27 protein-coding genes and 1 pseudogene are annotated in these 21,774 nt (G+C 38.9%); 12 read left to right on the top strand and 16 right to left on the bottom strand.

Annotated elements, in window-relative coordinates; all coding sequences use genetic code 11:
- The first annotated feature begins 151 nt into the window (after positions 1 to 151).
- From DDE80_RS05375 to mnhG, 7 genes are read left to right on the top strand one after another with little or no spacing between them, the layout of a single operon-like run.
- Positions 152 to 2,563 (top strand): Na+/H+ antiporter subunit A, encoded by a 2,412-nt coding sequence (locus DDE80_RS05375; protein WP_108306648.1) that lies wholly within the window; start codon positions 152 to 154, stop codon positions 2,561 to 2,563.
- Positions 2,550 to 2,972 carry a Na(+)/H(+) antiporter subunit B gene (locus tag DDE80_RS05370; protein ID WP_108306647.1) on the top strand — a complete coding sequence of 141 codons (423 nt, stop codon included), beginning with the start codon at positions 2,550 to 2,552 and terminating at the stop codon, positions 2,970 to 2,972. The genes DDE80_RS05375 and DDE80_RS05370 overlap by 14 nt, the downstream gene beginning before the upstream one ends.
- Entirely contained in the window at positions 2,972 to 3,316 is a 345-nt protein-coding gene (locus DDE80_RS05365) for a Na(+)/H(+) antiporter subunit C (protein ID WP_036143936.1), read from the top strand. The genes DDE80_RS05370 and DDE80_RS05365 overlap by 1 nt, the downstream gene beginning before the upstream one ends.
- Entirely contained in the window at positions 3,309 to 4,796 is a 1,488-nt protein-coding gene (locus DDE80_RS05360; RefSeq protein ID WP_108306646.1) for a Na+/H+ antiporter subunit D, read from the top strand. The genes DDE80_RS05365 and DDE80_RS05360 overlap by 8 nt, the downstream gene beginning before the upstream one ends.
- 3 nt (positions 4,797 to 4,799) lie before the next feature.
- Entirely contained in the window at positions 4,800 to 5,279 is a 480-nt protein-coding gene (locus DDE80_RS05355) for a Na+/H+ antiporter subunit E (protein ID WP_108306645.1), read from the top strand.
- Positions 5,276 to 5,557: a Na(+)/H(+) antiporter subunit F1 gene (locus tag DDE80_RS05350; RefSeq protein ID WP_108306644.1), complete on the top strand. Its 282-nt coding sequence runs from the start codon at positions 5,276 to 5,278 to the stop codon at positions 5,555 to 5,557. The genes DDE80_RS05355 and DDE80_RS05350 overlap by 4 nt, the downstream gene beginning before the upstream one ends.
- Positions 5,541 to 5,909, top strand: coding sequence for a monovalent cation/H(+) antiporter subunit G (mnhG, locus tag DDE80_RS05345; protein ID WP_108306643.1), 369 nt, complete (start codon positions 5,541 to 5,543; stop codon positions 5,907 to 5,909). The genes DDE80_RS05350 and mnhG overlap by 17 nt, the downstream gene beginning before the upstream one ends.
- Positions 5,910 to 5,966: 57 nt before the next feature.
- Here the strand turns inward: mnhG and DDE80_RS05340 are convergent, their stop codons facing one another.
- Positions 5,967 to 7,454 (bottom strand): leucyl aminopeptidase, encoded by a 1,488-nt coding sequence (locus DDE80_RS05340; RefSeq protein ID WP_108306642.1) that lies wholly within the window; start codon positions 7,452 to 7,454, stop codon positions 5,967 to 5,969.
- A gap of 124 nt (positions 7,455 to 7,578) precedes the next feature.
- Here DDE80_RS05340 and DDE80_RS05335 point away from each other — a divergent pair, with 124 nt between their 5' ends.
- Complete coding sequence (locus DDE80_RS05335; protein ID WP_108306641.1) at positions 7,579 to 8,052, top strand: divergent PAP2 family protein; 474 nt, start codon at positions 7,579 to 7,581, stop codon at positions 8,050 to 8,052.
- Between the two features lie 100 nt (positions 8,053 to 8,152).
- On the opposite strand, the gene DDE80_RS05330 is transcribed toward DDE80_RS05335, so the two are convergent.
- The 4 genes from DDE80_RS05330 to DDE80_RS05315 all read right to left on the bottom strand — a co-directional run bounded on the left by DDE80_RS05330 (position 8,153) and on the right by DDE80_RS05315 (position 10,958).
- Positions 8,153 to 8,476 (bottom strand): YuiB family protein, encoded by a 324-nt coding sequence (locus DDE80_RS05330; RefSeq protein WP_108306640.1) that lies wholly within the window; start codon positions 8,474 to 8,476, stop codon positions 8,153 to 8,155.
- A gap of 97 nt (positions 8,477 to 8,573) precedes the next feature.
- The gene (locus DDE80_RS05325) at positions 8,574 to 9,059 is read right to left on the bottom strand and encodes an NUDIX domain-containing protein (protein ID WP_108306639.1); all 486 of its coding nucleotides are present in this window, start codon (positions 9,057 to 9,059) and stop codon (positions 8,574 to 8,576) included.
- A gap of 86 nt (positions 9,060 to 9,145) precedes the next feature.
- Positions 9,146 to 10,360, bottom strand: a complete 1,215-nt coding sequence (locus DDE80_RS05320) for an NAD(P)/FAD-dependent oxidoreductase (RefSeq protein ID WP_108306638.1) — start codon at positions 10,358 to 10,360, stop codon at positions 9,146 to 9,148.
- Between the two features lie 223 nt (positions 10,361 to 10,583).
- Positions 10,584 to 10,958 carry a HesB/IscA family protein gene (locus tag DDE80_RS05315; protein WP_108306637.1) on the bottom strand — a complete coding sequence of 125 codons (375 nt, stop codon included), beginning with the start codon at positions 10,956 to 10,958 and terminating at the stop codon, positions 10,584 to 10,586.
- A 109-nt stretch (positions 10,959 to 11,067) separates the two neighbouring features.
- On the opposite strand from DDE80_RS05315, the gene DDE80_RS05310 reads away from it, so the two are divergent.
- Positions 11,068 to 11,745, top strand: a complete 678-nt coding sequence (locus tag DDE80_RS05310; protein ID WP_108306636.1) for a DUF2225 domain-containing protein — start codon at positions 11,068 to 11,070, stop codon at positions 11,743 to 11,745.
- Positions 11,746 to 11,868: 123 nt separating this feature from the next.
- On the opposite strand, the gene DDE80_RS05305 is transcribed toward DDE80_RS05310, so the two are convergent.
- Positions 11,869 to 12,105: a NifU family protein gene (locus tag DDE80_RS05305; protein WP_036143963.1), complete on the bottom strand. Its 237-nt coding sequence runs from the start codon at positions 12,103 to 12,105 to the stop codon at positions 11,869 to 11,871.
- A gap of 83 nt (positions 12,106 to 12,188) precedes the next feature.
- Here DDE80_RS05305 and DDE80_RS05300 point away from each other — a divergent pair, with 83 nt between their 5' ends.
- Positions 12,189 to 12,515, top strand: coding sequence for a YuzD family protein (locus tag DDE80_RS05300; RefSeq protein ID WP_108306635.1), 327 nt, complete (start codon positions 12,189 to 12,191; stop codon positions 12,513 to 12,515).
- 13 nt (positions 12,516 to 12,528) lie between these two features.
- Here DDE80_RS05300 and DDE80_RS15380 read toward each other — a convergent pair.
- Together DDE80_RS15380 and DDE80_RS05285 are read right to left on the bottom strand one after the other, a co-directional pair.
- A pseudogene (locus DDE80_RS15380) lies at positions 12,529 to 12,951 on the bottom strand (MepB family protein).
- Positions 12,952 to 13,002: 51 nt separating this feature from the next.
- Entirely contained in the window at positions 13,003 to 14,070 is a 1,068-nt protein-coding gene (locus DDE80_RS05285; protein WP_108306632.1) for an NAD(P)/FAD-dependent oxidoreductase, read from the bottom strand.
- Positions 14,071 to 14,226: 156 nt separating this feature from the next.
- Between DDE80_RS05285 and DDE80_RS05280 the strand changes: the two genes are divergently transcribed.
- The gene (locus tag DDE80_RS05280) at positions 14,227 to 14,463 is read left to right on the top strand and encodes a YuzB family protein (RefSeq protein WP_108306631.1); all 237 of its coding nucleotides are present in this window, start codon (positions 14,227 to 14,229) and stop codon (positions 14,461 to 14,463) included.
- 93 nt (positions 14,464 to 14,556) lie between these two features.
- On the opposite strand, the gene DDE80_RS05275 is transcribed toward DDE80_RS05280, so the two are convergent.
- Together DDE80_RS05275 and DDE80_RS05270 are read right to left on the bottom strand one after the other, a co-directional pair.
- Positions 14,557 to 15,303 (bottom strand): HAD-IIA family hydrolase, encoded by a 747-nt coding sequence (locus DDE80_RS05275; protein ID WP_235612281.1) that lies wholly within the window; start codon positions 15,301 to 15,303, stop codon positions 14,557 to 14,559.
- Positions 15,303 to 15,755 carry a DUF86 domain-containing protein gene (locus DDE80_RS05270; RefSeq protein ID WP_108306629.1) on the bottom strand — a complete coding sequence of 151 codons (453 nt, stop codon included), beginning with the start codon at positions 15,753 to 15,755 and terminating at the stop codon, positions 15,303 to 15,305. The genes DDE80_RS05275 and DDE80_RS05270 overlap by 1 nt, the downstream gene beginning before the upstream one ends.
- A 90-nt stretch (positions 15,756 to 15,845) precedes the next feature.
- Between DDE80_RS05270 and DDE80_RS05265 the strand changes: the two genes are divergently transcribed.
- Complete coding sequence (locus DDE80_RS05265) at positions 15,846 to 16,112, top strand: DUF3055 domain-containing protein (protein WP_108306628.1); 267 nt, start codon at positions 15,846 to 15,848, stop codon at positions 16,110 to 16,112.
- Positions 16,113 to 16,232: 120 nt separating this feature from the next.
- On the opposite strand, the gene DDE80_RS05260 is transcribed toward DDE80_RS05265, so the two are convergent.
- The 6 genes from DDE80_RS05260 to DDE80_RS05235 all read right to left on the bottom strand — a co-directional run bounded on the left by DDE80_RS05260 (position 16,233) and on the right by DDE80_RS05235 (position 21,739).
- The gene (locus tag DDE80_RS05260) at positions 16,233 to 16,547 is read right to left on the bottom strand and encodes a YutD family protein (RefSeq protein ID WP_108306664.1); all 315 of its coding nucleotides are present in this window, start codon (positions 16,545 to 16,547) and stop codon (positions 16,233 to 16,235) included.
- 10 nt (positions 16,548 to 16,557) lie between these two features.
- Positions 16,558 to 17,478, bottom strand: coding sequence for a lipoyl synthase (lipA, locus tag DDE80_RS05255; protein ID WP_108306627.1), 921 nt, complete (start codon positions 17,476 to 17,478; stop codon positions 16,558 to 16,560).
- 75 nt (positions 17,479 to 17,553) lie between these two features.
- Positions 17,554 to 18,657 carry an HD-GYP domain-containing protein gene (locus tag DDE80_RS05250; RefSeq protein WP_108306626.1) on the bottom strand — a complete coding sequence of 368 codons (1,104 nt, stop codon included), beginning with the start codon at positions 18,655 to 18,657 and terminating at the stop codon, positions 17,554 to 17,556.
- Positions 18,658 to 18,676: 19 nt separating this feature from the next.
- The gene (locus DDE80_RS05245) at positions 18,677 to 20,041 is read right to left on the bottom strand and encodes a bifunctional metallophosphatase/5'-nucleotidase (protein WP_345788844.1); all 1,365 of its coding nucleotides are present in this window, start codon (positions 20,039 to 20,041) and stop codon (positions 18,677 to 18,679) included.
- Between the two features lie 13 nt (positions 20,042 to 20,054).
- Positions 20,055 to 20,879 carry a sulfite exporter TauE/SafE family protein gene (locus DDE80_RS05240; RefSeq protein WP_108306624.1) on the bottom strand — a complete coding sequence of 275 codons (825 nt, stop codon included), beginning with the start codon at positions 20,877 to 20,879 and terminating at the stop codon, positions 20,055 to 20,057.
- On the bottom strand, positions 20,879 to 21,739 hold the full coding sequence (locus DDE80_RS05235; RefSeq protein ID WP_108306623.1) for a DUF72 domain-containing protein: 861 nt from the start codon (positions 21,737 to 21,739) through the stop codon (positions 20,879 to 20,881). The genes DDE80_RS05240 and DDE80_RS05235 overlap by 1 nt, the downstream gene beginning before the upstream one ends.
- Positions 21,740 to 21,774 lie beyond the last annotated feature (35 nt).

Genomic DNA, 21,774 nt, shown 5'->3' with positions numbered 1-21,774 from the left:
TATGTATGTAATAAATTTCCCTTACCATCATAGCGAATCGCATAGGGGTTTAGCAAGTTCAATTTACTCTTTTGTCATGCAGAGCGCATAAAAATACGCTATAATGAACGTGGTTTTAACGCCTATACTGATTGCGTAAAGGAGGATTTTTTTGGCACAACTACTTTATATCTTCATTCCAATGCTTGCTGCGGTTTTATTACCTTTTTTATATAAGTATATAAAAAGTATTCACACAGGTTGGTTTGTATTAGCCGTACCAGCCACGCTCGTCGCCATTTATATTACGTATATTGGCGCTGTGGCTCGTGGTGAAGTGTTTACCGCAACAATGAATTGGATTCCGTCATTAGCTATTAACTTTACATCTTATTTAGACGGTTTAAGTTTACTGTTCTCTCTATTAATTACAGGAATCGGCTCATTGGTCGTACTGTACTCTATCTTCTATTTAGATAAAGAGAAAGAACAACTGCACAACTTCTATATTTATTTGCTACTGTTTATGTCAGCAATGCTTGGTGTTGTGCAATCTGATCATTTGATTTCCCTCTATTTCTTTTGGGAACTCACTTCAATTTCATCATTTTTATTAATCGGTTATTGGTTTACGCGTGATGGCTCACGCTTTGGCGCTTTAAAATCGATGATGATTACTGTGGGTGGCGGACTATTTATGCTAGGGGGCTTTATTTTACTTAGCATTATGGGTGATACGTACTCTATTCGTGAACTTATTGCGCAAGCACCTGAGCTTGTTAACCATGAGTATTTCACTTGGGCTTTAGTATTAGTTTTACTTGGCGCATTTACAAAGTCTGCTCAATTCCCCTTCTATATTTGGTTGCCCGATGCAATGGAAGCACCAACACCTGTCAGTGCATATTTGCACTCCGCTACTATGGTCAAAGCTGGTATTTATTTAGTTGCTCGCTTAACGCCCATTTTCGCTATGTCTGAAATATGGGTTTGGCTCGTTTCAGGCATTGGTTTACTGACGCTATTTTGGGGTTCATTCTTTGCCGTAAAACAAACTGATTTAAAAGGAATTTTAGCATTTTCAACGGTCAGCCAACTCGGCTTAATTATGTCACTACTTGGCGCTAGTGCTGTTGCATTCCACGTAACAAACGCTGAAGATACGATATTTAAATTTGCTGCATACGCTGCCATCTTCCATTTAATTAACCACGCTACGTTTAAAGGTAGCTTGTTTATGATTGCAGGGATTGTTGACCACGAAACAGGCACACGTGACATTCGTAAACTTGGTGGTTTAATGAGCGTTATGCCACTTAGCTTTACAGTAGCTGCTATCGGTAGTTTTTCTATGGCAGGTCTACCACCATTTAATGGTTTTTTAAGTAAGGAAATGTTCCTTACTGCTATGCTTGCATTAAAAGATTTCGAACTATTTAATTTTGATACATGGGGTATTTTATTCCCTGTAGTTGCTTGGATAGCAAGTGTCTTTACATTTGTTTATAGCTTTTACTTTGTGTTCTACACTTTTGTTAAAAAACGTGAGGCACAATTACCAACAAATGTGCATGAAGCACCAATTGGCATGTTAATTTCACCAATCATTCTCGCTACATTTGTAGTTACGATTTTCTTTATTCCAAATGTTATTGGTGATTTATTTGTAAAGCCTGCTGTTATTGCGATCCAGCCGTTTTTATATAGCTCACCGGGTGAGGTAAAGATTGCTGTAACTGCATGGCATGGCTTTAATACGGAGTTATTCATGACTATTGGCGTTGTCATGTTTGGTTTACTGCTCTTTATGACAGTAAAGCGATGGCAAAAACTTTATGCCTTACAGCCTGAGTTTTTATCACTTAACCGTGCGTATGATGGCATGATGTTAGGTCTTGATGTAGGCGCTAACCGCTTCTCAAAATTGTACATGACTAACTCAATGCGCAGCTATTTAATTTATATGTTTAGCGCTATTAGCGTTATTGTCATCGGTACATTATTATTTAAAGGTGCATTTACGATGTCCTTTGAAGGTACGGCCCCAATTCGGGCGTATGAGCTAATTTTACTTGTCGTACTCGTAACAGGTGTTATTACTACACTCATTGCTAAGTCACGATTGACAGCCATTATTGGGCTTGGCTCTGTCGGTTATACGGTAGCATTATTCTTCGTTATTTTTAACGCACCTGACTTAGCCTTAACACAGCTCGTTATCGAAACCATTTCTGTCGCACTATTTTTATTAGCGTTTTACCATTTACCACCGCTTACTAAAGTTAATGAGCGTATGCGCTTCCAAGTGAACCGTGCAGTCGTATCCATTGCAGTAGGTGCGATGGTTACCATACTTGCTTTATCAGCACAGTCACAAAAGGTGTTCCCGTCCATTTCGAAATATTACGAAGAAACGGTTGCTACACTTGCAGGTGGCGGTAATATCGTTAACGTAATTTTAGTCGACTATCGTGGTTTTGATACTCTGTTTGAAATCGCTGTACTCGGTATCGCAGGCATGGGGATTTTCGCTATGATTAAACTACGTCTTACGAAGAAGGAGAATATAAATGAAAACAAATGACGTGATTATTCAATTTACGGCGAAAATTGTCTTCTTTATTATTTTCTTCTTCGCCATTCACATCTTTTTAGCAGGACATTATACACCAGGGGGCGGCTTCGTTGGCGGCTTACTGGCTTCAAGCGCCATTGTACTATTAGTACTGGCGTTTGATATTAACACAGTGCGTACAATTATCCCTGTAACCTATACGACACTTACTGCATGCGGTTTAATTATCGCACTGGCAACAGCTTCGTTTCCGATGTTACTCGGGGATCCATTTTTTACGCATTACTTTGATTACTTTACGTTACCGTTAATCGGTAAAACATCACTGCATACTGCTATGCTTTTTGATACAGGTGTATTTTTAGTAGTAGTTGGCGTTACGATGACGATTATTCAAACGATTGGAGAGGATGAATAATGGAAATTATTATGGCGTTTGTCATCGGCTTTTTATTTATGGCCGCCGTTTATTTAATGCTCTCACGTAGTTTGTTACGTATTATTATTGGCACAGGCTTGCTTAGCCACGGCGCTCACTTACTCATTTTAACGATGGGTGGGCTCGGAGGTAGTGCTCCTCCTGTACTTGCAGATGGTGTAGAAGACTTTGCTGATCCGCTACCTCAAGCTTTAATTTTAACGGCCATTGTTATTAGCTTTGGCGTTACAGCATTTTTCTTAGTATTAGCTTACCGCTCTTACCAAGAGCTTAATACAGACGATATTAGTGAAATGAAAGGGGGAGACGAAGAAGATGAATAACTTTGTGCTTCTCCCAATCATCATTCCCTTCTTTTTTGGAATGGTTTTAATGTTTGGTCAAAAAAGTTTACGCTTTCAGCGCGGAGGCGCTATGTTCGGTCTCATCCTAGCATTTATTAGCGCGGTATCACTTCTTTTCACCGTAAAAAATGAAGGTGTACAAAAAATTACATTCGGCGGCTGGCCAGAGCCATTCGGTATTACGATGGTATCGGATATGGTATCTGCCTTACTCGTCACAACGACGTTATTACTTGCGATTTTTATCGTTTGGTATAGCTTTAGTTCTATTGGTACAGCACGCGAGCATTTTTATTACTACCCTGCCATTATGATGATTATTACTGGGGTTAATGGCGCATTTACTACAGGTGATATTTTTAATATGTTCGTGTTCTTTGAGGTATTATTAATGGCCTCATATGTATTAATTGTGCTGGGTGGTACACGCGCGCAACTTGCAGGGTCGATTAAATATATTTTAATTAATGTTATTTCTTCGGCGCTGTTCGTTATTGCTATCGCTTACTTGTATGCCATCATCGGTACATTAAATATGGCTGATATTTCGGTCAAAATTGCGGAGATTAATCAACCTGCCATCATTACCGTAATTGCCGTACTATTTTTAATGGTGTTTGGACTGAAGGCGGCGATTTTCCCGCTATACTTCTGGCTACCAACATCTTACGCAGCAGCACCACCACCTGTACTTGCCCTATTTGGTGCATTGTTAACGAAAGTCGGCGTGTATGCCATAATGCGTACGTACACCTTATTCTTTATCCATGATACAGCCTATACACATGAGCTGTTGCTATGGTTATCTGTCTTTACTATTTTAGCTGGCTGTATTGGCGCGCTCGCTTACTTTGATGTTAAACAAATTATTATTTACAATATTGTAATTGCCGTAGGTGTTATTTTATTCGGTGTAGCACAAATGAACGAAACAGGTCTGCAAGGCGCTATGTTTTATTTAATTCACGATATGATTATTAAAGCGGCATTATTTATGCTCGTAGGGATTATCGTATATAAAACAGGTACTACTAACCTTCGTAAAATGGGTGGCTTAATGAAATCCTCCCCGACACTTGGCTGGTTTTATTTAATTGCTGCGTTTGGTTTAGCTGGTATCCCACCACTAAGTGGCTTCGTCGGTAAATTACTCATTGCTAAGGGCGGTTTTGAAGCAGGTAATACGTGGTCGAGCTTATTTGTATTAGCTACAAGTTTACTCGTACTACTTTCTGTTATTCGCATATTCATTTATGCATTTTGGGGCGAAGAAAAGCCTGTTCAACCTATTTTAACGAATGCAGAAACGACCAAGTTATTCATTCCAACAGCTATTGTCATTATCATTTCAATTGCTTACGGTGTAGGTGCAGAGTATCTCACACCATTTATGAGTGATGCTGGTCGATTACTAGCAGACCCTTCGATTTATGTCGATGCGGTATTAAAGGGGGAGTAAACAATGGCTTTTCAAATGTTGCTTAACTTTGCCTTAGCATTTATTTGGATGTTTCTATCTTCAAATTACACCGTTAGTGGTTTCCTAATTGGTTTTTTACTCGGCGTTATCGTAATCGTCATGATGCGACGCTTCTTTAAACAGAAACTTTACTTAGCGCGCGTATGGGCAGTTATTAAATTAACAGCACTTTTCTTTAAAGAGCTATGGCTCGCTAATATCGCCGTTTTAAAATTAGCACTGAGCCCTAAAATGGATATGGAGCCTGCATTTTTCGCACTTCCTACAGAACTCACAGAAGACTGGGAAATTACGCTTCTATCAAGTTTGATAACTCTTACACCCGGAACGGTCGTTGTGCATGTCTCAGACGACGCTAAGACCCTCTACATCCATGCGATTGATATTGATGATGTGGATGAAGCGATTAATGATATTAAAAATTCATTTGAGAAAGCTATTATGGAGGTGACGAAATCGTGACCATTTTTATTTGGAGTGCTATTGTTATTATTATGCTAGCTATGATTCCAGTCGTTTTTAGGATGGTTAAAGGGCCTACCGCCTCAGATCGTGTCGTTGCCCTCGATTCATTAGGCGTTTCGTTAATTAGCTTAATTGCGCTATTCTCCATTTTTGTTGAAACCGTTTTTTACCTAGAAATCATCTTACTATTAGCGATTTTATCGTTTATTGGTACAGTAGCATTTTCTAAATTTATCGAGAAGGGAGACATTATTAAACGTGACAATTCTCGCTAACTTACTCGTCATCTTACCCATCTCTGTTGGGGTATTGTTTATCGTAGTAACGGCCATCGGTTTAATTCGTTTCCCTGATTTATATACGCGCGCGCATGCTGCTTCTAAAAGCGCAACGCTTGGCGTTATGAGCGTATTGATCGGTGTATTTTTTCATTTTTGGTTATTTGAAAACCACTTCAACCCGCGAATCTTGCTCGGTGTATTATTTTTATTTATTACTGGCCCAGTAGGTGGTCATATTATGAGTCGCTCTTCTTATATTGCTGGTGTAAAACCATGGGAAGGCACTGTACGTGACGATTTAGCACCTGAAATTGAACGCATGAAAAAAGAACAAGGTATTAAATAAACGACAAAAAAACGCTTGAAATCAGCTATTGATTTTCAAGCGTTTTTTAATGTTATTTTATTTTTCAGCACCTTTACGCTCAATGAAGCTTGCAAGTGTACGCACCATTGCACCTGTGCCGCCTTTTGGGCCAAGGTCATGGTCAGCTTCTGCATCAGACGTACCTGCAATATCTAAATGAATCCAAGGTGTATCTTCAGCAAACTCCCCAACGAAACCACCTGCAAAAATCATATGTCCATCGCGTCCTGGCGAGTTATTTAAGTCCGCAATCGGTGATTTACGAATGCGTTTTTTATCGCTTTCTGTAAGCGGTAAGCGCCATACAAACTCATCGGTTTCGCCTGTTGATAACATAAAGTCTTCAAAGAAATCTTCGTTATTTGTAAGGGCACCTGTTTTATCCATCCCTAGTGCTACAATTACACCACCAGTTAATGTTGCAATATCGAATAAATAATTCGCGCCTTGCTGTTTGGCATACGTTAGCGCATCTGCTAATACGAGACGCCCTTCAGCATCTGTATTTAATACTTCTACTGTTTTACCACTATACGTTGTCAAAACGTCATCTGGTTTAATAGCAGTACCCGAAATCATATTATCCGTAGCACCAATTACAGCTACAACATTTTGATTAGGACGTGTTTCGCCAACAATTTGCATCGCACCTAATACGGCAGCAGCTCCGCCCATATCACCTTTCATACCGACCATACCATCGCGTGGTTTTAAAGAATAACCGCCTGTATCGTAAGTAACACCTTTACCTACGAGACCAATAACATCTTCAAACGTTTCTGTCGCTTGATATTTTAGTGTAATTAAACGCGGCTCTTCTACTGAGCCACGATTAACACCTAAAATTCCGCCCATCCCTAATTCTTCTAGCGCTGCTTTGTCTAAAATTTCTACTTCAAAACCATATTTCTCCGCTAATTTTTCTGCATAATTTGCAAGTTCAGTAGCTGTTAAAATATTAGGTGGTAAATTAATTAAATCACGCGCTTGGTTCGTTGCATCGCCATAAATAGAACCCGCTTCAAATGCAGCTGCTATTTCATCAATTGCTGCTGTCGTTACAAAGCTTGCTTGTTTTAATACAGGTGCCACTACGTTTTCTGTCGTTTTATAATGCTTCACAGCAAAATGACCTAATGTAATACCCTCACCTGCTAAATAAGCTACGTCATCTGCTGTAATTGATTCTGTAACGAAAGAGTCTACCCATAGCGTAAACGTTTCTACATTAGCTTCACGTAGCGCTTTACCTACCAAACCAAAACTCTCACGTAGCGTTTTTTCTGTTAATGCTTTTGCATCGTCTAGTCCAACAAAAAGTACACGTGCAATCGAATGCATAAACGGTACTTTTGTAAGTTTTTTCTGTGCTGTGCTAATGTCGCCAGCTTTAATCCACTGCTCCACTTGTTCACCAAATGTTTCAGTAAAAGCTTGCCAATTTTTTCGTGTTTTTGGTACACCTACAATTAGCATCGGTGTCGTCAATTGTTCAAATGTTGTGTTCGTCTTGTCGATTTGCATAATAAGTATGCCTCCTTAGATGTTATACGCTATTCATTATAACAATCTTTTTGAATTTCGTGTAAATTTGCGCTTGTTTGAAATAGACAATGTTATACTTACACTAATGAGGGGGTGAGTTATGATGACGTTACTAGCGAATACACCGCTTGTTGTAGCAATATGCGCTATTGTATTTGCTCAAGGTTTAAAAGTGCCTATTTATTTTATCGTAACGCGAAAATGGGATTTTTCCTTATTAACTTCTACAGGGGGTATGCCAAGCTCTCATTCTGCAGCAGTAACAAGCCTAGCTACCGCTATCTCCTTTGAAACATCGCTTGACTCACCTATTTTTGCAGTAGCTACAATGTTTGCCTTAATCGTTATGTATGATGCAAGTGGTGTTAGGTTAGAAGCTGGAAAACATGCTACCTTACTCAATGAACTGCGCAAAGATTTTGATTTACTCACTAAAAACATCGCAGATTGGCCAAAACTAGACGAACAAGAAAAACGTCAAGAACTTAAAACTTTGCTTGGGCATAAGCGAAGCGAAGTCGTTACAGGGGCACTTGCGGGCATTGCATTAACAATTAATATTTACCTCACTATATGAGCTACCCACCACCTCTGCTTGTTTAGATGTGGAAACTTATCATACTTTACTAAAAAAGAAGGCAACGCCAAATATGCGTCGCCTTCTTTTAAATTCAATATTAAAACATTTGGTAACCACTTTTACGTAAAAATTTCATAACAATCCCCGCTACAATTGCACCTGCAAATCCGCCACCTAAAATCGCGATATCTACCATGTGCAACGCTTGTAGCTTTTCTACTAAAGCTGGAAAAGCCATACCTGGCTTAAAAATATAATCGACAGCTTTTACATCATCTATGATAAACACAACGATAATGGGATAGATCAGCGCCATAAACCACGTTACGCGTAGCAACATGTTTAATAAGAAACCGATGCCGAAAAACATAACGAAAAATAATACGACTGAGATGATTAATTGAACGATTGAAATACTCATAGTATGTAATACCTCCGTTTTCCTTTCATTAGTTTACATGATACATTGAGCGCTTTCAATCACTTCAGCTTAACTTCAATCAATTGTACACATATTACTAAAAAAATAATTTATAATTTGTATATTGGAAAACAGGGTCTGGCTTTACATTTAAATTTTCCATAAATTTTTGCTGTTGGTAGGTGTTCTGCGCCATTTCTAGCAACATTTCTGATGTTAAAACATCTTGAACGAGTTGTTGCGGTGCAAGCCAAGCTACTTCTAATAATTCATTACGTGCCACAGTAATTTGTTCATGGCGCGGATGCGCTAAAAAAATTGCCATATTATCGCTAATTTCTCCGCGAATCACACCTGTGCGAAAACCAATTAATCCTTCTATTTCACAATCAATCCCTGTTTCTTCTTTCACTTCTCTTATTACAGCTTGATCAACTGTTTCACCTGCGTCAACAAAGCCTGCTGGCAGTGACCAGCGGCCTTTCAAACCACTGTATGCTTTTTTAACAACGAGCCATTCACCTTTACGATTAATAACTAAACCCGCTGCTCCAAGCCATACTTTCCCTCTTTTTTTACTCATCTTCATTCCCCCAATGCCAATACTACTATTATAAGCAATTGAGCAAAAAAAATCGCCTCAAGCTATTGCTTGAGACGACTCATTCATTATAAAAATTTAAATTTACCTTTTTTCAGTACTAAACCTGCGCCACCTACTAAGAATAGTGCACGGTTATCGATTACTTTTTTCAGCGCTGATGCTGTTTTACCCGTAAATTTACGGCCCATCGCATCACCAATAGCATCATCATGACCTAATGAACATACAGCACCTTTTAAGTCTGGAACGAATGCTGATGTTTCGTTACCTTCAATTAAGCTAACGATGTTTTTAGCAATTTGCGCGCCTTGTTGCATCGCAATTTGTGCTGTTGGTGGGTATGGACGGTCCACTTCTGGGTTAATCATAAATGCACAGTCACCTACGATAAAGACATCTTCAAAGCCTGGTGCACGCATGTCTGCTTCTACACGTACACGCGCACGCGCATTTTCAATACCCGATGTTTCGATTAGTTTATTACCACGAACGCCAGCAGCCCATACTACTGTACCTGCTTTAATAAACTCAAATTCATCTTCACCTTTTTTAATTTTGACGCCTTCTTCAGTAGCTTCTACAACCGGTGTACCGATTGAGAATTCAATACCTTTTTTCTGTAATTGACTTACAGCATATTCTACTAAACCTTCATCAAAACCTGGTAATACCATTGGTGCTGCTTCTACACATAGTACACGAACTTTTTCTTGAGGAATATCAAACTCTTTGCAAAGCTCTGGTACACGGTTACCTAATTCACCTAAGAATTCAATTCCTGTAAAGCCTGCGCCGCCCACAACAATCGTTAATTTGCTATCATCTTTCACTTCATCTAATGACCAGCTAGCAAATTGGTACTCGATATGCTCACGTACTTGACGCGCAGCATTTAAGTTAGTTAATGCTAATGCATACGTATCTAAACCTGGAATACCGAAAGTTTCACCTTCAAAGCCTAGACCGATAACTAAATAGTCATAATCCATTTTACCTGCTGTAGTTTCAACTAGACGCTCTGTTACGTCAATGTTCGTTACTTCAGCTTTAACGAATTTTACTTTACTTTTATCAATTACGCTCTCTACGTCGTAACGTGCTTTGTTTGAATCAATCGTACCTGCACCTGCTTCATGTAACCAAGTTGACTCGTAGTGGTAATCATTTTTGTTTACTAATACGATATTAGCCCCATCTTGGCCCACTAATTTTTGCAAGTTTACAACAGTTGTTAATCCACCGTAGCCCGCACCTAATACTAAAATTGTCGGTCTCTTCACTTGAATCAAAACCACCTTTAAATGTATTGTAGCTAGCGCAAAAGAAACCGTTAGTAGTTGCCCCTAAACCTCTAGCGCTAGGTCGACAGTATTTCGACAAAAATCCTATCTACTATATTAGACCTTTTCTAACTTGATTTCAACAAATTAATTCATGCTTGTGATTCCTTTCACATTTAATAAAAAAACTCACCTACAGCGCGTAAGTAAGTTTAGTTTATGCTTATTCACAAACTTCTGGTGTTCCCTCGCGTTTTTCAGCTCGGAAACTTGTGCCACAACCACAAGATGCAATAGCATTCGGGTTATCAATCGTAAAGCCGCCGCCCATTAAGGACTGCTTATAATCGATGCGCGTACCTTCTAAAATCGCTGCGTCTTCTTTATCTATAACAATAGATAAACCGAATTGTTCGTCTACTAAGTCAGTATCTCGTTGTTCACGGTCAAAATTCATCCCGTAAGATAAACCACTGCAACCGCCGCCGTTTACAGATACGCGTAAAAATGCACCTTGCTCTTCATTATATTCCATCATTTCTTTAATACGAAATGAAGCAGATTCTGTAATATCAATAACTTGTTTAGTAATTGTCATTACTCGTCACCTTCCTTTCTTTTATCATATCAACTTTACTAATTTATTCGCAACTATTGCGCTTACTGCTATACTAAAGGTTATACATATTTTTTTGGAGGGTATTACAATGGAACTAACACCGCATTACGAAACAACGATTACTTGTATTCATTGCAAAAAACAATTTCCTACCGCAAAGCTACGTTCTAAATTCGTTCGTGTTAAAAAACACGAGAGCGATTTTCAGCCGATTTATGCGAATCCCACAATCAATGGGATTTATTACAATGTTTTCGTTTGTGAACACTGTGGGTTTTCTTTCACAGAAGACTTTTCACCTTACTTTGCACCTGGAACAGAAGCCGCTATTGATGAACAAATTGTAAAACGCTTCGTACGCCGCTCTTATAATGGGGAACGCACGGTCTTCCAAGCGCTAGAAGCTTATAAACTCGCTTTAGTTTGTGGCACATTAAAAAAGGAAAAAAACGTCGTATTAGCAGGTCTCGCTATGCGTATTGCATGGCTGTATCGCTCGCTAGATAACAGCGGTCAAGAGCAACGTTTTATGAATTTGTCTCGCGATTATTATTTAGCTTCCTACTCTACAGGGGATTACAGCAATACACAAATGTCAGAATTTCGCATTTTATATATGATTGGTGAACTTTCTCGTCGCACTGGAGACATCGAAGAAGCAACGCGTAGCTTCTCCCGCATCCTTGAAAACCAAAGCAGTTGTCTTGAACCTAAGTTAATCGATATGACGAAGGAGCAATGGCTTATCATTCGAGAAGAAGCATAATTTTACACCAGTAGGTCGGCTACCACGCTGCCTTTGACTATGAAGCTGATTACTCACTTTAGAATTTAGATGCTTTATTCCATAACAAAAAAAGAAACCGCAAGCTAGCGATTTCTCGTTGAATTAAAATACTTGTTCTACTTCAATGATACCAGGTACTTCTTCTAATAATGCACGCTCAATACCTGCTTTTAATGTAATCGTTGAACTTGGACAACTACCACATGCACCTAATAAACGTAACTTAACAATACCATCTTCGATATCAACTAATTCGCAGTCGCCACCATCACGTAATAAGAATGGGCGTAATTTATCTAATACTTCTTGCACTTGATCTGTTAATGTTGCTTGTGTCATTTAACTCGACTCCTTTCATTATAATGATTATAATGTTAATACGATAAAAAATCCAATAATGAATCGTGAGAGGCTGATATTAGATGTCAAACAAAGCTCCATTAATCGAAATTTATGGCGCAGCGATCGCTTGCGCTAGCTGTGTTAATGCACCATCTTCAAAAGATACTTACGAATGGTTACAAGCTGCCATTGATCGCAAGTATCCGAACCAAGCATATGAAATCCGCTATATCGATATCGAAGCACCAATTGAGAATGAAAGAGATCAGGCTTGGGCAACGCGCATTCATGATGATGAGTTTTTCTATCCCCTCGTGCTTATTAACAACGAAATGGTCGGCGAAGGATATATTCAATTAAAACCGGTTTATGCCAAGCTTGAATCATTAGGATTCCAAGCACAGTAGAAGGTAGCCTAGGCTATCTTCTTTTTTTATAATAAGGTGCTTGTTTACGCTGTGTGGTAGTTGCTGTTTTATTTAAGCCTTGTTCGTGTGGTGGGTAAACACGCATTGCCATTTTTCTTGCCTTGGTAGCTGTTTGTACAACACCTAATGCAAGCAATGCTGCGCGAGGAAAGTTAAAATAATCGCCGGTCTCCGTAAAAATCAGCAATTAATCTGGACTATTGTTCGCATAAAATGCTTGATTAACCCCTGCCGCATCCTTCTCCCAAAAAGCAACAAAATAACCTGCCTTCTTAGGTGTACGTTTAGCTAAACGACTGCGATAACGAATACCTTCTACTGTAAATATACAGCCTTCATAAGTCGCTTTTTGTGGCTCTTGTTGTATAGTCTCAAGCTGTGGAAATCGTTCTTTTAGCCATCGTTGTGATTGCACGTCAATCCCTCCAACAAAAAAGCTGCCTCACCTGAGACAGCTTAATGCTTGTTAATCATTTTGACGCTTGTACATCCATAATAAGCCTGACTTCATTAAACGTGCGATACGTCCTGTTAATGTAGTATCAGCTAAATGCACAAAACCTTGTTTTTTACCTAAAGAGCCCATAAAGCCTTTTAATTTAATTTCAGGCATTTTTTCCGGTAACTCCTCATGACGCCAGCGCGCTTTTAATACACGAACAATATGCTCTGCTTGCTCCTCAGCTAGCTGTGCTGTTGGTGGTAAAGTTGATGATGCACAGTCACCTACAAAGAATACATGTTCATCTTCTGGTGTATAAAAATACTGTGTTACGATTGGACGGTCAAATTTATCTTTTTCTACATCCATATCACGCACAATTTTTACAGGCTGTACGCCCGCTGTCCATACAACCGCATCCACATCAATAATATTGTCATGGTTATATAACTTACCTTGCTCTACTTTTGTAATGTTAGAGTTAGCCACAACATCTACATTGTGCTTATCAAACCACTGTTGAACATAGCGGCTTAGCTTTTCTGGGAAATCACGTAAAATACGCTCCCCACGGTCAAATAATTTAATGTTTAAATCCGGACGACTTTCGCGTAATTCACTCGCCATCTCAATTCCACTAAGGCCTGCCCCCACAATGCCTACAGTTGAACCTGATGGTAAGCCACATACTTCTTTATACGTACGGCGCGCCTTGCCAATTGTTTGAATGCTATACGTAAATTCATCAGCACCTGGTACACCGTGATATTTATCCTCACAACCTAAACCTACAACTAGCTCATCATACGGTACATGTTCGCCGCTCTCTAAAACGACCTCTTTTGTCTCGCGATTTACTTCAACCACTTCACCGTACATCACCTTAAGGCGCTCATGCTCAGGGAAGCTAACACGAATGTCCTTATCTGTTGATGTGCCTGCTGCTACTGCGTAAAACTCTGTTTTTAAACTGTGAAACGGTGTACGGTCAATTAAAGTGATTTGCATGTCTAACGGAAAATTATTCGGCAGCAGGCGTAATAAAATTCGCATATTGCCATAGCCGCCACCTAAAAGTACTAAATTTCGCATAGTTCGCTCCTTCTCTACTCCATTTTTATGTTCACAAAGTATCCATATTTTATAGTATATATGATTGTGATACTTTTCACAATATCATTTTTGTTCTTTGTTACTTGTCTAATTTCTCAAAAGAGAGTAGCATAACGTTTGAAAGAGGTGACCCCTGTGAATCCAATGGTTGAATTTTGTGTCAGCAACTTAGCAAATGGCGCGCAGGAGACGTTTGAAATACTAGAACGTGATCCAAATGTGGATGTGCTTGATTACGGTTGCCTAAGCTATTGTACAAAATGTGACAATGCATTTTATGCATTAGTGAATGGCGAAATTGTTGAAGCAACTACTCCTGCAGAATTAACTAAAAAAATTTATCAGTACATTGAAGATAACCCTATGTGGTAAACAAAAGGTTAGCGCGCTGTTTTTTTAGCGTGCATACTATGACAACAATGAAAAATGGTAGGTTGCACGATGCAATCCTACCATTTTTTGTATTTATAATAAGTCGGTTAATTCATTAATACGGTATGTAGCTTGTGTAGCATCTGCACTAGGCGTTACACCTGTCGCTACGTGAATTGTTGCGATACCGTAGTTCACGCCACATAAAATATCCGTATCGTGATTATCCCCTATTAAGACCATTTCTTCTTTACGTAAATGATGGTCTCTAGCAATCATTTCTAACATGCGCGGTGAGGGCTTTCCAACATAATGCGGTGTTACAGACGCGACGTCCGCAATTAAGGTAGTGAAGGCACCGTTACCTGGTACAAACCCATGCTCTGTCGGAAATTTAATATCTTGATTTGTGGATACTAACGTTGCCCCTTGTTGCAAGGCTACTGCAGCTATTGCAAGCTTCATATAGTTTACATCTTTATCAATACCTACTACTACAACACTTGCACCATGTTCAACAATTTCAATACCTTCACGTTGCAAAGCATCCCGTAAACCGTGTGAACCGATTAACATTGCACGCTCACCTGTAAAGTTTTCGGTAATATAGCTAGCTGTCGCTAATGCGCTTGAATAAATATGATCCGCTTGCGCTATAATCCCCATATTTAAGAGGGTTGCTTGCAACTCTGCTACGGTTTTTGATGAGTTATTCGTAATAAAAAATGGCTCTATACCTTTAGCTTGAAGTGCGTGAATAAAAGTGACTGCGCTAGCAATCGGCTCGTTACCACGGTATACGGTACCGTCTAAATCAAAGCAATACGCTTTGTACTGCATTATTTTTCGTCCTCAGGTAAAAAGGCTGACACAGGTCCTAGCTCATTTGTTAAATAGTCATTCACTTTTGGTGTAAAAGCCTTCATTGCTGGTAGGCTTGCAGTCAATACTTGTAGTACCTTAGCATCGTCAACCATTGTAAATTCGCGCACTAGCATTTTACGTAAACCTACTACTTCTTTTAATGGTGCATCCATTTCAGGTGTGATTACTTTTTCGTCTACTAAGATATCAATGATATCCTCATAGCTACCTGGGTCACGCATAATAAAGCCGTCAATCATCAAATTGCCTACATCCATCATCGCTTCCATTGCATTGTGTCCAATACGTTGTAAAGCTAGTTTTGCAACTTCATCTTCGTCCCAGTTTTGCTTGCTTTCAAAAATTGCAATTAAACCATCTAAATGTTGTAATGTGTTTGTGATTTTATTTCTATCTACGAAATACACAATATTGCCTCCATTCAAATCTTTTAAAGTTGATTGTACATTCTCTTCTATAGTACCATATCTATATAATTGGAAGGGGATAAAACACGTATGGAACGCTTTTTCTTATATGATGATATTGAAGATACTAAAACGCGCTTCGTTGCTTTTACAGGCGAAAAATTGCGTTATGACTTAGCTATTTTACAATCTACACGCTTTTTTGGCAAAGTACTAGTTCTTGATATTCAAACTAATCGCTTTGCTATTATCGGTAGAGACGATGTAGAGGAACCAGGGTATTTAGAGCAAGCTTTTAATCGTTCCTTCGAAGAGACCGTCGAACTTCGTGAGTACTTAACGGAATTAATGGCTTAAAACGCCAGCTAGCTCTATATAAATAAAACTATAAAAAAGCGGGCCCTTGCTGAACTGACCCCCAAAAGTTAGACACATCTAACAACTGGAGGTGCAGTTCTTGCTGGGACACCGCTTTTTTTATACTTCTTGTGATTCTTTTACTGGCTTTTTCTCTACTACTTTTTTACCGCGTTTTAAAATAAAATAAGCACAACCAAAATTACAATATTCATATAAATAATCTTGAATGGTACTAATCTTTGTATCAAAGGTCGCTTTAGGATGCTTATCTTCATAAAAACCTTTTAAACGCAGTTGATTATAACCCCAATCACCTAAAATATAATCGTATTTCGCTAAAATTTCCGAATAGCGCGCGACTACAGCTTCTTCATCAAAAGCTTCTCGATAATCTGTTACAAGCTCATATTCATATTTATCTAACACAATCAATTGTGTCACCTCACTTACCTGCTTGCAATTGGCGCTCTTTAGTAGCTGCGTTCACTTGCTCATCCGCATGATAACTACTGCGTACTAATGGACCTGCTTCACAATGAGAGAACCCTTTCTCCATTGCGATTTTACGCAACTTGCCAAATTCAAGTGGTGAATAGTATTTCTTTACAGGTAGATGTTTTTTTGTCGGCTGTAAGTACTGTCCAATTGTCATAATGTCTACGTCATTTGCACGTAAATCATCCATCACTTGTAAAATTTCCTCTTCTGTTTCCCCTAAGCCAATCATTAAAGATGACTTTGTAGGAATATCTGGTTGAAGTTCTTTTGCTCGTTTTAAAAACGCTAATGAACGGTCATATGTCGCCTTTGCGCGCACACGAGGCGTCAAACTACGAACCGTCTCGATGTTATGATTTAAAATATCAGGTCTTGCATCCATTAACATCGTAATATTTTCATCTAAGCCGCCTAAGTCTGAAGGTAAAACTTCAATCGAAGTAGCTGGACTTTTGCGACGAATTGCGCGAATGGTTTCGGCTAACACGCCAGCTCCGCCATCGCGTAAATCATCTCTCGCTACCATAGTAATGACAACATGTTTTAAATCCATAATTTTTACAGAGTCAGCAACTCGTTCTGGCTCTTGTAAATCTAGCTCTGTCGGTAACCCTGTTTTGACAGCACAGAAGCGACAGGCACGTGTACAAACAGAACCTAAAATCATCATTGTCGCTGTGCGGCGTTCTCCCCAGCACTCATGAATATTTGGACAGCGTGCTTCCTCACATACGGTATGTAAATTGTTTTCACGCATTAATTTTTTTAAGCCTTTATACTCGTCATTCGTGTTTAATTTAATTTTCAACCACTCTGGTTTGCGTAAGTATTCGTCTTTTTTGCTTGTCGGTTTGCAAGATGTCATTTCCTACTCCGCCCCTATTCTTTGTTTATTGTATTCGTTGTCAATGTATCATATTAGGGGCATCTTCAACAACAGTTATTGTTTATTTAATACGTAGTCTGCTTGAACTTCGACAATTTTTAAAGTCGGGAAATCGATCAACACTAGCTCATAAGTTGCTTTTAATATTTGCCCTTGCTCTTCAAAGACACGCAACACTGGTCGTAATGGATTAATCGGATTTTGTCTAATGACAATACCACGTCGCTCATCTTCAAGTTGTAAAATTGTGCCGTTTGGATAATGTACAATACATTTGCGAAGGGCTTCTAAAACAATTGGATCAAACTCTGTTCCCTCTCCTTTAGCCATAATTTTCAAGCATTCTACAGGCAGGATTTTTTTGCGATAAACGCGCGTGCTTGATAAAGCATCAAACACATCAGCTACCGCAATAATTTTTGCAAAAGGATGAATTTCTTTTTCTGTTAAGCCACGTGGATAGCCAGTGCCATCTAGACGTTCGTGATGCTGAAATGCACAATGTGCTACTAATAGCGGCATCGTGTATAAATTCCGCAATAACTCAAAGCCGTATTTAGTATGCTCTTTCATTTCTTCATACTCTTGTTCCGTTAAGCGAGAAGGCTTTTGTAAAATTTCTTGGGGAATGCTAATTTTACCAATGTCATGTAATAAAGCACCCATACCAATCGTCTTTAAATCTTTCTCACTATATTTTAAATGCTTGGCAATCGCAAGCGCATAAAGCGTTACCTGAAAAGAATGTTGATAAATGTATTCATCATATAAAAAGGCATCGGAAAGCACCATTAGCGCTTCGCCACTTTCCATAATAATCTTTATTAATTCATCAAGGTCTTTCGATAAAGCGTAAGCCTTTTGTTCTAGTACATAGGCAATTTTTTTCTTGTCTGCCTTTTGTACAGCTTCAAATGATTGTCTAATTTCTTTTACGACACCGTTGCGCACTGTATGTGGCACGGTTTCCACTACTTCAATGCCTTTTGATAATGCCGTATCAATATAAATATATTGTACGTTTAATTGTTCTAAACGCTTAATGCTGCGTTCATTTAAACGTACGCCTTGTTGCAAGAGCGGGTGTCCTGCATCATTCCAAATTGTTTTGCCAAGTGTCATGCCGTCACGTACGGCTTCTAACGCGATTAATTGCATAGCGGAAACTCCATTCTATTTATTTTCTTTCTTCCGCAAAGTGATGTTGCCCATACGCTAAAAATAATTCACGTAAAAATTCAGGGAGAACATAGTGTTTTTTCGCATATTTGAATTGTGGATAAAAATAGCCAAAGGTAAATAAATCAAGTGTAACGAGACGATACACCTTTTGTTCATCTGCTAGTTCGCCATTGATCCATAAGCGGCGCTTGTCATCTAAAGTGAAGCCATATGTAAGTATTTTACCTAGCACTACGCCTCTGAAGCCTAGGCCTTTTAATGCCATGCGCGGCCAATCAACAGGGATATCTTCGGCTAAAAGCTCTTTTAGTTGCTGTGCTGTCACTTCGATTATGCATAAATTAATAGGATGTGGCAATAAGCGATGTAAATCTAGCGCGCTAATCGGCCCTTTTGGTAAGTCGGTTAAAAAAATACCTGCATTAAATAACGCGCAATCTGCGTCTGTCTCTTCTAACATCATAGCCGCAAACAAATGGGATAGTTTGGAATAATGATACCATTCCTTATTGTAAAATTTTGGAGAGATAAATGCTGTTTTTTGGAGTTTTTGTTCACCTATCGCTGTTAACTTAGCCACCATACTCGTTTCGTTGTCTAGCGGGGGTAGTGTTTTGCTCTCGTGCAATACCGTTTGCTTCGTCAATCCATTGTCATCAAATGTTAATGTCAATTCACCTAAATAGCGACCGAACATGCCGCCACCCGTTAACAATACACCATTAATTAATTTCCCTTTTGGCAATACATGGTGCGTATGTGAACCAAAAATAACATCAATTTGTGGGCATGCGCTAGCCAATGCTTCGTCTTCAGTTAAACCTAAATGGGATAAGCAGAGCAAAATATCGACTTTATCTTCTAAATAGTAAGCAAGCTGAATTAATTTTTCACGCGCCCCACTCACATCCCAATTTAACTCACGATAAAACGCTTCAAATGGTGCAGTCGCTGCGATAAAGCCAATCTTTGTACCAGCTGCTGTCGTTTTGATAACATAGGGCTTCACCCATTCGGGAGTTTGCCCTTCAATTGCTTGTAAATTAGCAACAACTACATCAAAAGTAGCTTGTTCATACAGTGCGGTTAAGTTGGCAAAGCTAAGCGTAATCCCTTCATTATTACCAATTGTTACGACATCATAACCAGCCTCGTTTAATAACGCGACATTACCTTTACCTTGCGTCGCTTCAGTAAAGATAGAGGAGCGATCCATATGATCACCAACATCACATAGTAATACCGTATCTCCTTGTTGCTCATAGCTAGCTTTACGCTGTTGAATATAAGCTTGCATACGTGGCCAATAAGCAAAATGACTATGCCAATCATTTGTATAGAAAATATGGATTTTTTCCATAATATCGCTCCTTTTAATTTATTAATCCATCGATAATCGAACGCACACCAAGCAACAGTAAAACGATGCGTAAAATGAGCACTAATGTATCGGAATTCAACTTTTTATTTAGGCGTGCTCCAAGCTTAGCCCCGATATAAGCACCTGGAATTACAGGCAGTGTGTATAACCACGGTACATTACCTAAATAAATATGACTTGCTGAATTGACAAGTGCCGATAAAAATACCATAAACATTGAAGTTGCAATAGCTACATGAGGTGGGAATAAAAATAATATAATCATGGCTGGTACGATAATTGAGCCGCCACCAATGCCAAATAGCCCTGAGATAATACCGATAAAAAATGTTAATAATAGCGCAAACCAAATAGGATAACCGTACACGAATGCCTTGCCATCTGGATCAGTAAATGTGCGCGGCTTACCGTGCGCTACAAACCATTTTACAGGCTTTAATTTATCGCGCACAATTAAAATTGTAGCGAGAACGATTAACAAAATACCAAAATATAAATTAAACGATGGTAAATCTAACCCTTTATTTAACCATGCCCCCAACATCGTGCCAGGTACACTACCTAAAAAGAAAATAAAGCCGCTTCGATAATCCACTGTTTTCGATTTCAGATAACTTAAGGTAGATGATAAACCGATAAAAATCATCATAATTACAGATAACCCTACAACTTTTTGAGGCGTCATATCTGGAATATATCCTAGATTTAGCCCGACATATAATGTTGCAGGTACTAAAATTACGCCGCCACCTAAACCTACTAAGGCACCTACCACACCTGATGCTAAAGCAAGGAAAGCTAAAATTACATAAGCCATTACCATTCACCTCCAAAAATATCTAGCTGTCTCGGCGCTAAACCGTCATACTTCACATCGAGCAGTTGCTGTAAACGCTTAGCATTAGGTGCTGCATCATGTGCTGAATTATTATTAAATGTTACAACTACATCTTTTCCTTGTTGTTCAAATTGTTGACATACTGTCGCAAATTGTTGTAACTCTTGATCATTATAATTATATAAAAAGCGCACTTTACGCCAATGTTCTTTATTGCCAACATTGCGCCACCCATGTAAATTACGTCCATGTAAACGTAGCATTACTTTTGATGTGGTCGCCTCCGCTACAAAGGGTACCGTCCCTATACCTGCTTGTGGTTCATCACAAATAACATGAATGATATTTTGCGTTGCTAAAAATTGTAATGTCGCTTCGCTTTGCTGCGGCGCAAACCACGTTTGGTTGCGAAACTCCACCGCCAATTGAAAATGAGCCAAGCGCTGATTCATTTTCTTAATATATTGTTTGTTTTTCTCCGTTGCATCATACCAAGGTGGAAATTGTACTAATACGGCATATAATTTATTAGCTTGTTGCATCGGCATCAAACATTCTTCAAACGTTTGATAAATTTCTTCAATCGAAGAAAATGTCCAATCTTCACGCTTTTGATGACCTGTCATCGCTTGATACGCCTTGACCACAAACTGAAAATTCTTAGGTGTTTGCGCTACCCACTTCTCTACGGTTTGTTGTTGAGGAATCGCATAAAAAGAACTATCAATTTCTACAATTGGAAAGTGACCACTATAATCAAATAATTTGTCACTCGCTTTTGTAGCACTTGATACGAGGAGCGGGTGGTCAGTAAATCCTGTTAAACCTATTCGTATCATAGACCTCACCTCCTTACTATCATACCTTACACATT

The sequence above is a fragment of the Metalysinibacillus jejuensis genome (assembly GCF_003057615.1).
Lineage (GTDB): Bacteria > Bacillota > Bacilli > Bacillales_A > Planococcaceae > Metalysinibacillus > Metalysinibacillus jejuensis.
The sequence above is the reverse complement of the archived record's forward strand: the minus strand, read 5'-3'. Positions and strand labels throughout refer to the sequence as shown.